The organism is Enterobacter sp. A8 (assembly GCF_004296595.1).
Taxonomy (GTDB): domain Bacteria; phylum Pseudomonadota; class Gammaproteobacteria; order Enterobacterales; family Enterobacteriaceae; genus Enterobacter; species Enterobacter cloacae.
In genome coordinates, this window is record NZ_SCMF01000001.1 from 390,522 (window position 1) to 405,736 (window position 15,215).

Sequence of the window (15,215 nt, forward strand, 5' to 3'; positions counted from 1 at the left end):
TTAATCGTGGGGAGGGGCGTTTTTACTGCCTGAGTAAATGAAAAACAGCGCAATACCCAGGCAGAGGACGGCGGCCAGTCGGCTCGTCGAAAACGGAATGGCCGCATTGCCCAGCCAGCCAAAGTTATCAATCAGCATACTCATGGTGAGCTGACCAAAAATCACCGCGACCGTGGCGACGGCGGTGCCGATGCGCTGCACCGCCACGACCATGATCACAATGTACGGCACGCCAAACATCGCCCCGAGAAGCTGCCATTTCGGCACGTCCAGCAGGGTGACTGTCTGTTTTGGTTCAAAGAAAAAAATCAGCAAGGCGGTGACCAGCGCGCCAACGGAGAACGTCAGGAACGCGCTTTTGAATACGCCCACGCGGCTGCCGAGTTGCCCGTTGATCGCCGCCTGAATGCTCAGCGTCGCGCCGCCGCACACGGCCAGAATAATCATCATCAGTGTCATCGTGTTACCCCTGTGCGACCAGAATCAGTGCCGCAATAATAAAACCCAGCGCGACGATCCGTTTCGCGTTGATCTTCCTGTGCGGTGTGCCCAGCAGACCGTAATGGTCGATCAGCAGGCTTTTAAAAACCTGCCCCGCCAGAATGCCAATCATCGTCAGGGCGATGCCGATGGCCGGGGTGGCTAGGGTCAGGATCACCACGTAAACCGGGCCAAGTACCCCGCCGAGCAACTGCCAGCCAGGCTGGGCAAAAAACGACGGGCTGTTGCGCGGGCTGAAGAACAGCATCAGCAGAAACGTCAGCGCGGCGCCGACGCCAAAAATGCTGAACGTGGCCCATAAATCACCGACTTTTCCACCCAGCGGCCCCAGCAGGCCAGCCTCTACGGAAAGCCCCATCCCCCCGGCAATCACCAGTAAAATCAAAACAAGCTGCATTGTTATTCCTCCGTTTTGCAGGCGGAGAAGATTACGTCGGTCTGGTCATGAGAAAAATGCCATAATGCAGGAAACACCTTTGCAGGATATGCACGAATGTACGATGCCGGGAGCATGAACCTCCGTTCGCTGAAGATTTTTATCGCGGTTTTTGAAGCCGAAAATTTTTCCGTGGTCGCGCGCCGCGAGGGCCTTTCCGCCTCGCAGGTTTCGCGCATTATCCACCAGCTTGAGGACGCACTCGGCCAGCAGCTTTTTTACCGCAATACCCGGGCGGTGATCCCCACAGAAAGTGGTCATCTGTTTATCCGCTATGTCAGGGAGATGATGACGAGTTTTGAGAAGGCTCGTCGGGAGCTGGATGCACGTTCAACGGAGCCTTCCGGCACGATCCGCATTAATGCACCGGTCTTTTTCGGCCAGCGGCACATTGCGCCAGGGCTGCCTGGTCTGACGACGCGCTATCCGCGGCTGAATATCGAGCTGACGCTGACCGATGATTTTATCGACCCGCACAAGAATGCCGCCGACGTGATCTTTCGCATCGGCGTGCTGACGGACTCCACCTTTCACGCGCGCATTTTTGGTCAGCAGCGCTACCATCTGGCCGCCTCGCCGGACTATCTGCGACAGCACGGCGCGCCGCAAGGGCCGGACGATCTGGCGCATCATAAATGCCTGGTCTACCGTGGTTCGTCGGGGCCTAACCGCTGGCTGTTGCGCGGTGCGGGGGAGGAGTGGGTGCACTATCCGGTGATGCCATTAATGACGTCAAATAATGCGGAATCGCTGCTTGCTGCCGCGCTGGGCGGGATTGGAATTGTGCTGTTTCCGGACTGGCTGATTGGCGACCGCGTGCAGCAGGGCGAACTGGTCGCACTCCTGCCAGGGCTGGAGTGCGCCATTCATACGGAGCCCCTAAATATTGCGGCGATCTACCCAAACGCGCGGCATCCGCCCCTTAACGTCAGGGCGGTAATTGATCATTACGTCGGGTGTTTCGGTAAGCCGCTCTACTGGCAAACGCAGGGCAGGTGATTACGCGCCAAGCTCGTTGCGGATAATCGCGGCTCCGGCGCTCAGCGCCTTCAGCTTACCGTTGGCAACCTGACGGGAAAGCGGCGCCATACCGCAGTTGGTTGACGGGTAAAGCTTGTCGGCATCGACAAACTGCAGCGCTTTACGCAGGGTGTCAGCCACTTCTTCCGCGGTTTCAATGGTGTTGGTTGCCACGTCGATGGCGCCTACCATCACTTTTTTGCCGCGGATCAGTTCCAGCAGATCCATCGGCACGCGGGAGTTGTGACACTCCAGCGAGATGATGTCGATATTCGATGTCTGAAGCTTAGGAAACGCCTCTTCATACTGGCGCCATTCTGAGCCAAGGGTCTTTTTCCAGTCGGTATTGGCCTTGATGCCGTATCCGTAACAGATGTGCACCGCTGTTTCGCATTTCAGCCCTTCAATGGCACGCTCCAGCGCCGCAATCCCCCAGTCGTTGACCTCATCAAAAAAGACATTAAATGCCGGCTCATCAAACTGAATGATATCGACACCTGCGGCCTCTAACTCTCTTGCCTCCTGATTGAGGATTTTAGCGAACTCCCAGGCCAGCTTTTCGCGGCTTTTATAGTGCGCGTCGTAAAGAGTGTCGATCATGGTCATTGGCCCCGGCAGGGCCCATTTGATTGGCTTATCCGTGAGCTGGCGTAAGTATTTTGCGTCGTCCACGAACACCGGTTTTTGACGCGCCACGGCGCTGACCACCGTCGGCACGCTCGCATCGTAGCGGTTACGAATGCGCACGGTCTGACGGTTTTCAAAATCCACGCCGCTGAGGTGTTCAATAAAGGTGGTCACAAAGTGCTGGCGCGTCTGTTCGCCATCGCTGACGATATCAATCCCCGCGCGGATCTGCTCATCAAGCGATAAACGCAGCGCATCCTGCTTACCGGCCAGTAACTCCTGATCCTCTAATTTCCACGGTGACCACAGCGTTTCAGGTTGTGCAAGCCAGGTTGGCTTAGGCAGGCTGCCAGCGGTTGACGTCGGGAGCAATGTTTTCATATGTATAACCCTTTTAAATTCGATTAATTAACGCGCGTAGTTATCAGACCACTGCTCGAGTACGTGTTTGTAAGGTTTGATAAATTGTTCTTCCGTGAATTTACCCTGCTCAATGGCCAGCTGGCTGCGTTCAACACGGTCGTAAACAATTTTGGTTAATGAGTGATCCTGCTGATTCAGATCGGGGCGATAGCAGTGTCCTGCCGCCGAGTTAGCGTTATAAATTTCCGGGCGATAGATCTTCTGGAACGTCTCCATCGTGCTGATGGTGGCGATCAGTTCAAGATTGGTGTAATCACTGAGCAAATCGCCGGTGAAGAAGAAGGCAAACGGCGCCACGCTGTTTTCAGGCATGAAATAGCGTACCTTCAGGCCCATTTTCGCGAAGTACTGCTCCGTCAATGACTCGCCATCCGGCGTGTACTCAATGCCCAGCACCGGGTGCTGGTTACCCGTGCGACGATAAGTGTCTTTGCTGGACACGCTCAGGCAAATCACCGGTGCTTTTTTGAAATTCTCCCGGTATTCCGGTGAATTAACAAAATGGCGGAAGATATTGCCGTGCAAGACACCAAACTTCTCCGGAATGGTGAAATGGGGCTGGTTTTTATTATGCTCCAGCAGCAGGACGCTGAAATCGTAATCGCGCACGTAAGAGGAGAAGTTATTGCCGACAATACCGTCGATACGTTCATTGGTTTTTTTATCGACGATTGTGGTTTGCAATACTTCAATGGCCGGGAAGGTTTTCTCCGCACCAATATTCAGATCCACAGAGACGATCTCAAGCTCGACCGCGTAACGATCGGCATTGGGGTTATCCCAGCGCGCCAGGGCGTTAAAGCGGTTATTGATCATCACCAGGGTATTACGCAGGTTCTCCTGACGCTTTTCCCCGCGGGCGAGGTTGGCAAAGTTGGTGGTCGTACGCGTATTCTCTGACGGGTTATAATTTTCATCGAAGCAACTGCGCTTAAGGGTAAATGTAAAAACTTTACTCATCTTGGTTATGCATCCTAAGTTCATGTTGCCAGGAAGTTATCAATGCATAATTTATGCCTGACGCGGTGGCGCAGGGGAAGTGACTTAATTTCACAGCAACATGAGCGAACTTCATGAACTGCTCAGTTCCAGTTATACTGCCCAAAATTTCCAACCGGTTTAAACACACTCATGACAAAACTCACCTTACAAGAGCAGATGCTGAAAGCGGGCTTAGTCTCCAGCAAGAAAATGGCCAAAGTTCAGCGCAAGGCCAAGAAATCCCGCGTGCAGGCGCGTGAGGCCAGAGAGGCGGTAGAAGAGAACAAAAAAGCGCAGCTTGAGCGTGACAAACAGTTGAGCGAGCAGCAAAAACAGGCCGTGCTCGCCAAAGAGTTTAAGGCGCAGGTGAAGCAGTTGATTGAGATGAACCGCATCACGGTGGCAAAAGGCAACATCACCTTTAACTTCACCGACGGCAATCTGATCAAAAAAATCGAGGTGGATAAGGCAACCCAGACCCAGTTGATTAACGGTCGTCTGGCCATCGCACGTCTGGTGATTAACGCTAATGGCGACTGCGAATACGCCATTATCCCGGCGGTGGTGGCGGATAAAATTGCCCAGCGCGATGCCGACAGTATTGTGTTAAACAGCGCCCTGAGTCAGGAAGAGCAGGATGAAGACGATCCGTATGCCGATTTCAAAATCCCTGACGATTTGATGTGGTAAGACGGTTCAGAACGGTGCGGTGTGATGAGCGTTAACCGGCTCGCCGCTCACCGGATGAATAAAATTCAACTGACTGGCATGCAGCATCAGCCTCGGCGTTGTTCCGCTGCCAGGCCATGCCCGTCCCCCATATAAATCGCAGCCCAAAATCGGGTGGCCCAGCAGCTGACAGTGAATGCGCAACTGGTGGGTTCGCCCGGTTTCAGGCGTCAGTTCTACCCGCGTGAGCGGCATCGCCGCGTTTTGATGCAGGCGTTCCACCACCCGATAGCGGGAACGGGCGGGTTTGCCGTTAACGGCACAGATCGACATCAGCGGAAACAGCGCCGGGTCTTTGGCAATCGGCGCATCAATCACCCCTTCATCGTTTTCCAGGTGGCCGCAAAGCAGGGCGCTATAGACTTTCTCCACGCTGCGCTGGCTAAACTGCTGGCACAGCGCGGCGTTGATCGGCTTATTACGTGCAATCACCATCAGGCCGGACGTGCCAAAATCCAGGCGATGCACCAGCGTGCAGCCAGGAAAGTTTTGAACCAGACGATAGTGCACCGAATCGAGATTTTGCGGATTTTTACCCGAGAGGCTAAGCAGACCGGAAGGTTTATTGATCAGCAGCAGATGTTCATCCTGCCAGAGGATCTCAATGTCGTCATGACACGGTGGGGCAATAAAAGAATCAATAATCGCAGACATCAGGCCGCCCGGCTGGAGAGTGGGAGCGGATGATAACGAAATGCGGGAGAAAAGAAAAACCCTCTCACCGGGCGGTGAGAGGGGGAAATCTTAGGCAGCCACCAGGCTGTCGATCGCGGCTTTCGCGTCGGTCTGTGCTTTGGTCGCCACTTCAGGACCGTAAGCGATACCTTCTGCAAACACGAAGTTCACGTCGGTGATCCCGATGAAGCCCAGGAACAGGCTCATGTACGGCGCAACCAGGTCGGTTGGGGTATCTTTATGAATACCGCCACGGCTGGTCAGCACGATGGCACGCTTGCCTTTCACCAGACCTTCCGGGCCATTTTCGGTGTAACGGAAGGTAACACCAGCGCGAGCCACCAGGTCGAAGTAGTTCTTCAGCTGGGTTGGGATGTTGAAGTTGTACATTGGGGCGTTGATCACGATAACGTCGTGCGCCTGCAGTTCAGCAATCAGCTCATCAGAGAGCGCCAGGGCTTCCTGCTGGCGTGGGCTCAGCGGTGCATCGCTTGGACGCAGCGCGCCAACCAGCTCGCCATCCAGCACAGGAATTGGGTTTGCAGCCAGGTCACGCACGGTGATTTGGTCTGCGGAATGGTGTTCACGCCACTGTTCAACGAAGTAATCAGACAGCTGACCAGACTGAGAGTACCCTGCCAGAATACTGGATTTCAAAACTAATACTTTGCTCATGGGTGATTCCTGTTTTGCATTTGATTGAAGGGGGTTGCCCCGTTGCTTGTTGACACTTTATTCACAATCCTGCCACAGAGATAGCGCAATATATCGAAGCCTATGTTCGAATTTTTTGAATAAGGCGTGGAAAGCGCTGATGTGGTACTCTATAGCAATCATTACAAAGAGATTTTATCCGGCAGTGCACTGCCCGTTAATGCTATGACAGAACAACAAAAATTGACCTTCCCGATGCTCCTGCAACAGCTTGATTCACTGATGTTGCGCGATAAACAGCGCTTTGCTCGCCGCTTGCACGGGGTGAAGAAGGTTAAAAATCCTGATGCACAACAGGCCATTTTCCAGGAGATGGCGAAAGAGATTGAACAGGCGGCAGGGAAAGTTGTGCTGCGCGAAGCGGCTCGTCCGGCAATTACCTATCCGGAAAATCTGCCCGTCAGTCAGAAGAAGCAGGAGATCCTCAACGCCGTGCGCGACCACCAGGTGGTGATCGTGGCGGGGGAGACCGGCTCGGGGAAAACCACACAGCTGCCAAAAATCTGTATGGAGCTCGGCCGCGGAGTGAAGGGCCTGATTGGTCATACCCAGCCGCGTCGTCTGGCGGCGCGTACCGTGGCGAACCGTATTGCCGAGGAGCTGCAAACGGAGCCGGGCGGCTGCATCGGTTATAAGGTGCGTTTCAGCGACCATGTGAGCGATAACACCATGGTCAAGCTGATGACCGACGGTATCCTGCTGGCGGAAATTCAGCAGGATCGTCTGCTGATGCAGTACGACACTATCATTATTGATGAGGCGCACGAGCGCAGTCTGAACATCGACTTCCTGCTCGGCTACCTGAAAGAGCTACTGCCGCGTCGCCCGGATCTGAAAATTATCATCACCTCCGCGACCATCGACCCGGAGCGTTTCTCAAAACATTTCAATAACGCACCGATTATTGAAGTTTCCGGTCGTACCTATCCGGTAGAAGTGCGCTATCGCCCGATCGTGGAGGAGGCGGAGGATACCGAGCGCGACCAGTTGCAGGCAATTTTCGACGCCGTTGACGAACTGGGCAATGAGAGCGCGGGCGACATTCTGATCTTTATGAGCGGCGAGCGTGAGATCCGCGATACCGCCGACGCGCTCAGCAAGCGCGATCTGCGCCACACGGAAATTTTGCCGCTTTACGCACGTCTCTCCAACAGTGAACAGAACCGCGTGTTCCAGCCACACAGCGGGCGCCGCATCGTGCTGGCAACCAACGTGGCGGAAACCTCGCTGACCGTGCCGGGCATCAAGTATGTGATTGATCCGGGTACGGCGCGTATCAGCCGCTACAGCTACCGCACCAAGGTACAGCGTCTGCCGATTGAGCCGGTTTCACAGGCGTCGGCCAACCAGCGTAAAGGGCGCTGTGGACGTGTGTCGGAGGGGATCTGTATTCGTCTCTATTCAGAAGACGATTTCCTCTCCCGCCCGGAGTTTACCGACCCGGAAATCCTGCGCACCAACCTGGCTTCCGTCATCCTGCAGATGACCGCGCTGGGGCTGGGCGATATCGCCGCTTTCCCGTTTGTCGAAGCGCCGGACAAACGCAATATTCAGGATGGCGTACGCCTGCTGGAAGAGCTGGGGGCGATCACCACCGACGAGCAGGCCACCGCGTATAAACTGACGCCGCTGGGACGGCAGCTCAGCCAGTTGCCGGTGGACCCGCGTCTGGCGCGCATGGTGCTGGAAGCGCAAAAACACGGCTGTGTGCGCGAGGCGATGATCATCACCTCGGCGCTCTCCATTCAGGATCCGCGTGAACGGCCAATGGACAAACAGCAGGCGTCGGATGAAAAACACCGTCGCTTCCACGACAAAGAGTCGGATTTCCTTGCCTTCGTGAACCTGTGGAACTACCTCGGCGAGCAGCAGAAAGCGCTGTCTTCTAACCAGTTCCGCCGTCAGTGTCGCGTGGATTTCCTCAACTACCTGCGCGTGCGCGAGTGGCAGGATATCTACACCCAACTGCGCCAGGTGGTGAAAGAGCTGGGTATTCCGGTGAACAGTGAACCGGCGGAGTACCGCGAGATTCACATCGCATTGCTGACCGGACTGCTGTCCCATATCGGCATGAAGGACGCCGAAAAGCAGGAGTATACCGGTGCGCGCAACGCCCGTTTCTCCATCTTCCCCGGCTCCGGGTTGTTCAAGAAACCACCCAAGTGGACCATGGTTGCTGAACTGGTGGAAACCAGCCGTCTGTGGGGGCGTATTGCCGCGCGTATCGATCCGGAATGGGTGGAGCCGGTGGCGCAACACCTGCTGAAACGCTCATACAGTGAACCGCACTGGGAGCGCGCGCAGGGGGCGGTGATGGCAACCGAAAAAGTGACCGTCTACGGCCTGCCGGTGGTGGCCGCGCGTAAGGTCAACTACAGCCAGATTGACCCGGCGCTGTGCCGCGAGCTGTTTATCCGCCACGCGCTGGTGGAGGGCGACTGGCAGACGCGTCACGCCTTCTTCCGTGAAAACCTCAAGCTGCGTGCTGAAGTGGAAGAGCTGGAGCACAAATCCCGTCGTCGCGACATTCTGGTGGATGACGAGACGCTGTTCGAATTTTACGACCAGCGCATCAGCCACGATGTCATTTCCGCCCGTCACTTTGACAGCTGGTGGAAGAAGGCCAGCAAAGAGACGCCGGATCTGCTCAACTTTGAAAAGAGCATGTTGATTAAAGAAGGGGCGGAGTCGGTCAGTAAGCTCGACTACCCGAACTTCTGGCATCAGGGCAACCTTAAGCTGCGGCTGACCTATCAGTTTGAGCCGGGAACGGACGCGGATGGTGTCACCGTTCATATCCCGCTGCCACTGCTAAACCAGGTGGATGAGAGCGGCTTTGAGTGGCAAATTCCCGGCCTGCGCCGCGAACTGGTGATTGCGCTGATCAAATCGCTGCCGAAACCGGTGCGGCGTAACTTTGTTCCGGCCCCTAACTACGCCGAAGCGTTTTTAGGCCGCGTCACGCCGCTGGAGATGCCGCTGCTGGATGCGCTGGAGCGTGAGTTCCGCCGCATGACCGGTACCACCATTGACCGCGAAGACTGGAACTGGGATCAGGTGCCCGATCACCTGAAAATCACCTTCCGCGTGGTGGACGATAAAAACAAGAAGCTGCAGGAAGGCCGTTCGCTCACCGCGCTGAAAGAGGCGCTGAAAGGCAAAGTGCAGGAGACCTTGTCCGCAGTGGCGGATGATGGGATTGAGCAGAGCGGGCTGCACATCTGGAGCTTTGGTCAGCTCCCCGAAAGCTACGAGCAAAAACGCGGTAACTACAAAGTGAAGGCCTGGCCTGCACTGGTGGATGAGCGCGACAGCGTGGCGATCAAGCTGTTTGATAACCCGCAGGAACAGCAGCAGATGATGTGGCGCGGGCTGCGCCGCCTGCTGCTGCTCAACATCCCGTCGCCGATCAAGTATCTGCACGAGAAGCTGCCGAACAAAGCCAAGCTGGGGCTGTACTTTAACCCGTACGGCAAAGTGCTGGATCTGATCGACGACTGCATCTCCTGCGGCGTGGACAAGCTGATCCACGAGGCGGGCGGTCCGGTCTGGTCAGAAGAGGGCTTTGCTCAGCTTCATGAAAAGGTACGCGCGGAGCTGAACGACACCGTGGTGGATATTGCCAAACAGGTCGAGCAGATCCTCACCACCGTGTTCAATATCAACAAACGCCTGAAAGGGCGCGTGGATATGACCATGGCGCTGGGGCTTTCGGATGTCAAAGCGCAGATGGCGGGCCTGGTGTACCGGGGCTTTGTCACCGGCAATGGCTTCAACCGTCTCGGCGACACGCTGCGTTATCTGCAGGCGATTGAAAAACGGCTGGAGAAAATGGCCATCGATCCGCATCGTGACCGTGCCCAGATGCTGAAAGTTGAAAACGTGCAGCAGGCGTGGCAGCAGTGGTTAAACAAACTGCCACCGGCACGTCGTGACGATGAAGACGTTCAGGCGATCCGCTGGATGATCGAAGAGTTACGCGTCAGCTTCTTTGCCCAGCAGCTCGGTACGCCATATCCGATTTCGGATAAACGTATTTTGCAGGCGATGGAGCAGATTTCGGCTTAACACCCTGTTTTCTCCCTCTCCCGGTGGGAGAGGGCCGGGGTGAGGGCATCAGGCCGCACAATTTTCACCCGTTCACAATTGCCAGCGTAAACCCATCCCACCCCTTAACCCCGACCGTTTGCAGCGTGGTGGTGGTTAAGCGCGGATTGTCCCCCATCATCTCGATAAACCGGCGAACACCCTGCACGCGCGCGTCGTCGCTTTGGCCGTTAATCACTTCGCCATCGCGCACCACGTTATCGCCGATAATCACCGTGCCGGGGCGGGAGTAGTGCAGCGCCCATTCGAGGTAGCCGGGATTGTTTGGCTTATCAGCATCAATAAAGATCAGGTCGAACGGCGGAACGTCGCCGAAATTTTCCAGAGAAGTCAGCGCCGGGCCTTCGATGAGTTCAATGCGTTGGTTGAGACCGGCAAGCTGAATATTCTGCCGCGCCACGCGGGCATGCGTGGAATCGGCCTCAAGCGTAATCAGCTTTCCGTCCGGCGGCAGGGCGCGCGCCATCCAGATTGAACTGTAAGCACCCAGCGTTCCGATCTCCAGAACGCGCCGCGCCTGCGTCATGCGCACGAACAGTGCCAGCAGCTGCCCCTGATTGGCCGCAACATCGTGTTCGGGGAGTCCGGCGCGCTGGTTGTTTTCCAGTACCTTGCTCAGTACCTCATCTTCAGGAATAAGCGACGAAATCATGAAATTATCGACTGCAGACCACTGTTGTTGCATAAATTGTCTCCTGAGGGGGAATCGCCGGGTGGCGGCTGCGCCTTACCCGGCCTGTGTGACGAAATCCAGGCCCGTTAAGCGCCTTCAGACATTGACCCAACCGCCGCCCAGCGCTTTATACAAATCAATCTGCGCCAGCAGCAGGTTATTTTTCACCTGCACCACGTTGGTTTGCACCGAGTAAAGTGTACGCTGTGCGTCGAGCACATCCAGATAAGATGAATAGCCGTTGCGATAGCGGTTCTGCGCAATGCGCAGCGTCTCCTGGGCCACCTCCTGCTGGGCCAGCAGTTCGCTAAGTTGTTCCTGATAACGCGTAATGGCGTCAAGGCTGTTGTTCACTTCGGCAAACGCATTGCGCACGGTTTTCTCATAGGCGTACAGCGCCTGATTACGCTGCGACTGGGAGATATCCACCTGCGCATTCAGCGCCTGGCGGTTCAGCAGCGGGGCGAGAATACTGCCGCCTGCGCTCCAGAGCTGTAACGGGTTGTCCAGCAGGCCGGAAAGGGTGCGATCCTGAATCGATCCGGTCGCCGTCAGGTTGATCGACGGCAACAGGCTGGCGCGCGAGGCGGCAAGGCTGGCATCGGCCGCAATAAGCTGACGCTCCGCCTGAACGATGTCAGGTCGTCGGTTAAGCAACGATGACGGCAGCTGTGAAGGCAGCCTGAGCGGGGTAAGCGTGCTGAAGCTTTCACTGCGCGCCACCTCGCCCGGGTTACTGCCCAGCAGCAGACTCAGGGCATTCTCTTGCTGCGCGATCTGATGCTGCAGCAGTGGCACCTGCGCCCGGGTGGCCCGCAGCTCAGAGTCAGACTGCATCAGCTCCAGGCGCGAACTGTAGCCCGTTTCAAACTGCCGTTTAGCAAGATTAAATGCCTCTTCGCGTGATTTCAGCGTGGATTCGGTGACGCGAAGCTGTTCGTCAAGCGAGAGCAGGGTGACATACCCGGAGGCCACCGACGAGGCGACAGTTAAATCTGCGGCAGCGGCGGCGGCTTTTTGCGCCTCCAGCGAGGCCTGCGCGGCATTGGCCGTGCTGCGGTTGACGCCCCAGATATCCACATCATAGCTGGCTGTGAGGCTGCCTTTGTACAGCGTACTGTATACCGGTAACCCCGTGGCGGCCGATTGCGTCCGGGCGCGGGTGCCGGTTACGCCCGCATCCAGCGACGGAAACAGGCTGCCGTCAGCGGCATAGACTCTTGCCTGATACTCATTGGTCCGTTCGCGGGCGATCAGCACGTCGCTGTTATTTTTCAGCGCCTGATCCACGTAGCGGTTGAGGTTGTTGTCGTGAAAATTTCGCCACCAGAGTTGTTCAGGCGCGCTGGCGGGACCGGATGCCGCCCGCCACTGGGCAGGAATGTGCAGTGACGGTTGGGCAGGTTTTACATCCACCGACTGGCATCCGGTAAGCAGCACGGCAACCAGCAGGCTGGCTAGCGGGCGAAGGGTCATTGCTTCGCCTCCCGCGTATCAATGGTCACCTGTACCGACATGCCAGGACGTAGCAGTGCTGACTCTTCAGGTTTACCCAGCACTTCGATACGCACCGGAATACGCTGGGCGATTTTGACAAAGTTCCCGGTGGCGTTATCCGGCGTGATGGCGCTGAATTCGACGCCGGTCGCCGGGGAGATGCTCTCCACGCGGCCCTGATAGGCTTTGTTATTGAGCGCATCGACGGTAAATTTCACCGGCTGGCCCACGCGCAGCTCCGCGAGCTGGGTCTCTTTAATATTGGCGATCACCCAGTGCTGCGGCGGTACCAGGGTGGTGAGATGGGTCCCGGCCGTGACATACGCGCCCAGACGCACCGCGATCTGCCCCAGCTGGCCGTCACGCGGCGCCACAATGCGGGTGTTTTGCTGGTCGATTTGTGCCAGCTCCAGCGCCGCTTTGGCGTTTTCCACATCCGCCTCCAGCGCACCGCGGTTCACAATCACCGTCTGCAGATCCTGGCGCGACATCTCAAGCGTCGCTTTGGCCTGCTCAATATCGGCACTGCCCTGGGCCGCGCTGGCCAGCGCCGCGTCGCGTTCGCGGATGGAGAGCGATCCGTCAGCCGTCAGATCTTTCACCCGCTTTAAATCCGCCTGGGTTTTCAGACTCTGGGCGCGGGCATTTTTCAGCGCAGCGTCATTTTTTGCGATGACGGCTTCAGCGCTTTTACGCTGCTGGAGATTGTTATTCAGGGCGGCAATTTTCATCGCCAGCTGCGCCTCGGCCTGATGTACCCGCTGGCGATAGATACGGTCATCGATCTGCAGCAGCAGCTCGCCTTTTTTAACCTGCGCGAAATCCTGTACCTTCACCTCGGTGATATAGCCATTTACCTGCGGGCTGATGAACGTGGTCTGGCCGCGCACGTAAGCGTTATCGGTAAACTGCGCGTGGCGGGTGAACGGCGGGAGCTGCCACGCGTAAAGGATCACCAGCACGCCGACAATACCGATTGCCGCGGCGGTGAAAACGGAAACAATGCGCACATTTTTGCGGGTGTTGGCCTGCTCTTTGGCGGCATCCTGCTGACTCATAAACTCTCCAGAAATATTTCAATTATTTGTTGCCGGTGGCGTTCTTAAGCGCCATACGGGCAGTGATGCGCAGGCGCAGCAAGCGCCATAAAATCCAGACCAGCGTGGCCGCGGCAATACTCGCGGTCAGTAAATAGGTGTCGTTGTAAGCCAGAATGTTTGCCTCAAGCGCGGTCACCGTCTGCAACTGGGTGATCGCCTGCGTGCCCAGCAGGGCGCTGTCGCCAATCAGGCTTTTGTACATCTGGGTATAAAGCTGAATCCGCTCGTTAACCAGCGGATTGAGCGTGGTGAGCTGGTCCGCCAGCAGGCTGGAGTGATACTTTTCGCGCCAGGTCTGGAAGGTACCGAGAATAGCCGAGCCCAGCAGGCCGCCGAGGTTCTGGCTCATACCAAACATTACCGAGAAGCTCACCAGATTACGCGGGTCGGCGATCACACCGCCAATGGCGGCCAGCATCGCGGGGGCGAGGAAGAAGGCACTGCCAAAGCCCAGCAGGAACTGGCTGAGCATCAGTTGATCCGGGCGCGTCAGGTTGTTGGACTGGCTGTCCAGCAGCGAGGCGACAATCATCAGCGCCAGGGAGGTGATAATCGGCCATGCCAGTTTGGTCGGCTTAATGGTCAGACAGCTGGTGACGATCCCGCAGACGATCCCGGCAAATATGGACCACGCCAGGTGCGTCATCTGCTCGTTCTGTAACCCCACGTACTGCAGCCAGCCGATGACGCCGGTGTTTTGCTCGGCCAGCACGATGCGGATCAGCAGCATAATCAACCCAAGGCGCACAATACTGCCGCTCGACAGCCAGCGGGTGTTCAGCAACGGGTTAGTGCGGTTATGTTCAAACACGATGGCGGAAACAATCAGCACCAGCGAGAGCGCCAGCGACCAGCCGATCCACGGCGCTTCAAACCACCAGTCCAGACGGCCCAGCGACAGCACCGCGCACAGCAGCGCCATCCCCGGTGCCAGTAAAAAGAAGGTGATAAAGTCTTTTTTCTCAAAGACCTTACGCCGATCGCCCGGCGGCAGTTTCAGCGCAATCACGCACGCCAGCGAGATGAGGGCCAGCCCCAGCTCGAAGAAATAGAGCCCGCGCCACTCATCAAGCTGCAACAGCTCGGTTGAAAAGAGTCGCGCCAGCGGAATGGCCAGTGACGAGCCGGTGATGCCAATGGTCAACGCCTTCAGGCGGTGTTTCGCCGGCCAGGCCTGGATCTGGTAATAAATGCCCAGCGAGCTGAGCGCGGCGGCCACCATCCCGTGCGCGGCGCGCACCATCAGCGCCGAGCTAAGATCGTTGACAAACAGGTGGAAAAAAGTGACCAGCACATACAGCACCAGAAAACCTTCGGTGAAGGCGCGCAGACCGTACTGCTGGCGGAATTTCACCAGCAGCAGGTTAATGGAGATATTGGTCATTACATAGACCGCCGGTAGCCAGGCGATCTCGGTTGACCAGGCGCCAAAGGTGCCCTGCAAATTTTGCAGGTTGGCGGTGACTACCGCATTCCCCAGGGCGCCCGTCAGGCAAACCAGCAGACCGACAACGCCATAGGCAATCCGCTTTGGCGTGCTGTGCTCCGGCGTGGAGGGGGAACCCAGCAGGGCGGGTTTCTCGTGTGGCTGCCACTCGCGAGGAGCATAAGGGTCGCGTTCGGGCAGGCGCATAACGTCGTTTACCTTTGATAAAATGGAAGAATTAACAGGCTGGCGATTCTACGTCTGCCGTAAAACATAATACAAGTGAATATGATTTACGCATGTTAA

13 protein-coding genes are annotated in these 15,215 nt (G+C 56.8%); 3 read left to right on the forward strand and 10 right to left on the reverse strand.

From position 1 onward, the window contains the following. Window positions 1–459, reverse strand: a complete 459-nt coding sequence (locus EQV24_RS01935; protein ID WP_045901127.1) for a DMT family transporter — start codon at window positions 457–459, stop codon at window positions 1–3. 4 nt (window positions 460–463) lie between these two features. Further along, a complete protein-coding gene (locus EQV24_RS01940) occupies window positions 464–898 on the reverse strand; it encodes a DMT family transporter (protein WP_013096712.1) in 435 nt (144 codons plus the stop codon). A 96-nt stretch (window positions 899–994) separates the two neighbouring features. On the opposite strand from EQV24_RS01940, the gene EQV24_RS01945 reads away from it, so the two are divergent. Continuing rightward, entirely contained in the window at window positions 995–1,936 is a 942-nt protein-coding gene (locus tag EQV24_RS01945; RefSeq protein ID WP_130626082.1) for a LysR family transcriptional regulator, read from the forward strand. Here the strand turns inward: EQV24_RS01945 and EQV24_RS01950 are convergent, their stop codons facing one another. Both EQV24_RS01950 and EQV24_RS01955 read right to left on the reverse strand, forming a co-directional pair. Then, entirely contained in the window at window positions 1,937–2,965 is a 1,029-nt protein-coding gene (locus EQV24_RS01950) for a methionine synthase (protein ID WP_013096710.1), read from the reverse strand. It lies immediately after the preceding gene. A 27-nt stretch (window positions 2,966–2,992) separates the two neighbouring features. After that, entirely contained in the window at window positions 2,993–3,967 is a 975-nt protein-coding gene (locus EQV24_RS01955) for a DUF1852 domain-containing protein (RefSeq protein WP_130626083.1), read from the reverse strand. Window positions 3,968–4,138: 171 nt separating this feature from the next. Between EQV24_RS01955 and EQV24_RS01960 the strand changes: the two genes are divergently transcribed. After that, window positions 4,139–4,678, forward strand: coding sequence for a DUF2058 domain-containing protein (locus EQV24_RS01960; protein ID WP_130626084.1), 540 nt, complete (start codon window positions 4,139–4,141; stop codon window positions 4,676–4,678). Between the two features lie 6 nt (window positions 4,679–4,684). Here EQV24_RS01960 and EQV24_RS01965 read toward each other — a convergent pair whose 3' ends face one another. After that, window positions 4,685–5,371, reverse strand: coding sequence for an RluA family pseudouridine synthase (locus tag EQV24_RS01965; RefSeq protein ID WP_058660715.1), 687 nt, complete (start codon window positions 5,369–5,371; stop codon window positions 4,685–4,687). 90 nt (window positions 5,372–5,461) lie between these two features. Then, window positions 5,462–6,067 carry an FMN-dependent NADH-azoreductase gene (azoR, locus tag EQV24_RS01970; RefSeq protein WP_013096706.1) on the reverse strand — a complete coding sequence of 202 codons (606 nt, stop codon included), beginning with the start codon at window positions 6,065–6,067 and terminating at the stop codon, window positions 5,462–5,464. Window positions 6,068–6,271: 204 nt separating this feature from the next. Between azoR and hrpA the strand changes: the two genes are divergently transcribed. Next, the gene (hrpA, locus tag EQV24_RS01975; protein WP_040023281.1) at window positions 6,272–10,174 is read left to right on the forward strand and encodes an ATP-dependent RNA helicase HrpA; all 3,903 of its coding nucleotides are present in this window, start codon (window positions 6,272–6,274) and stop codon (window positions 10,172–10,174) included. A 64-nt stretch (window positions 10,175–10,238) separates the two neighbouring features. On the opposite strand, the gene EQV24_RS01980 is transcribed toward hrpA, so the two are convergent. From EQV24_RS01980 to EQV24_RS01995, 4 genes are all read right to left on the reverse strand, one after another. Continuing rightward, the gene (locus EQV24_RS01980) at window positions 10,239–10,898 is read right to left on the reverse strand and encodes an O-methyltransferase (protein ID WP_130626085.1); all 660 of its coding nucleotides are present in this window, start codon (window positions 10,896–10,898) and stop codon (window positions 10,239–10,241) included. An 84-nt stretch (window positions 10,899–10,982) separates the two neighbouring features. Further along, entirely contained in the window at window positions 10,983–12,362 is a 1,380-nt protein-coding gene (locus EQV24_RS01985) for an efflux transporter outer membrane subunit (protein WP_130626086.1), read from the reverse strand. Beyond that, window positions 12,359–13,441, reverse strand: coding sequence for an HlyD family secretion protein (locus EQV24_RS01990; RefSeq protein WP_048972435.1), 1,083 nt, complete (start codon window positions 13,439–13,441; stop codon window positions 12,359–12,361). The genes EQV24_RS01985 and EQV24_RS01990 overlap by 4 nt, the downstream gene beginning before the upstream one ends. A 22-nt stretch (window positions 13,442–13,463) precedes the next feature. Then, on the reverse strand, window positions 13,464–15,116 hold the full coding sequence (locus EQV24_RS01995) for an MFS transporter (RefSeq protein ID WP_095907795.1): 1,653 nt from the start codon (window positions 15,114–15,116) through the stop codon (window positions 13,464–13,466). Window positions 15,117–15,215 lie beyond the last annotated feature (99 nt).

Bases quoted from the DNA above. Each gene is read 5' to 3' on its own strand.
- EQV24_RS01990 (WP_048972435.1), bottom strand. From the start codon at position 13,441: ATGAGTCAGCAGGATGCCGCCAAAGAGCAGGCCAACACCCGCAAAAAT.
- azoR (WP_013096706.1), bottom strand. From the start codon at position 6,067: ATGAGCAAAGTATTAGTTTTGAAATCCAGTATTCTGGCAGGGTACTCT.
- EQV24_RS01965 (WP_058660715.1), bottom strand. From the start codon at position 5,371: ATGTCTGCGATTATTGATTCTTTTATTGCCCCACCGTGTCATGACGAC.
- EQV24_RS01955 (WP_130626083.1), bottom strand. From the start codon at position 3,967: ATGAGTAAAGTTTTTACATTTACCCTTAAGCGCAGTTGCTTCGATGAA.
- EQV24_RS01980 (WP_130626085.1), bottom strand. From the start codon at position 10,898: ATGCAACAACAGTGGTCTGCAGTCGATAATTTCATGATTTCGTCGCTT.
- hrpA (WP_040023281.1), top strand. From the start codon at position 6,272: ATGACAGAACAACAAAAATTGACCTTCCCGATGCTCCTGCAACAGCTT.
- EQV24_RS01960 (WP_130626084.1), top strand. From the start codon at position 4,139: ATGACAAAACTCACCTTACAAGAGCAGATGCTGAAAGCGGGCTTAGTC.
- EQV24_RS01935 (WP_045901127.1), bottom strand. From the start codon at position 459: ATGACACTGATGATGATTATTCTGGCCGTGTGCGGCGGCGCGACGCTG.
- EQV24_RS01945 (WP_130626082.1), top strand. From the start codon at position 995: ATGTACGATGCCGGGAGCATGAACCTCCGTTCGCTGAAGATTTTTATC.
- EQV24_RS01940 (WP_013096712.1), bottom strand. From the start codon at position 898: ATGCAGCTTGTTTTGATTTTACTGGTGATTGCCGGGGGGATGGGGCTT.
- EQV24_RS01985 (WP_130626086.1), bottom strand. From the start codon at position 12,362: ATGACCCTTCGCCCGCTAGCCAGCCTGCTGGTTGCCGTGCTGCTTACC.
- EQV24_RS01995 (WP_095907795.1), bottom strand. From the start codon at position 15,116: ATGCGCCTGCCCGAACGCGACCCTTATGCTCCTCGCGAGTGGCAGCCA.
- EQV24_RS01950 (WP_013096710.1), bottom strand. From the start codon at position 2,965: ATGAAAACATTGCTCCCGACGTCAACCGCTGGCAGCCTGCCTAAGCCA.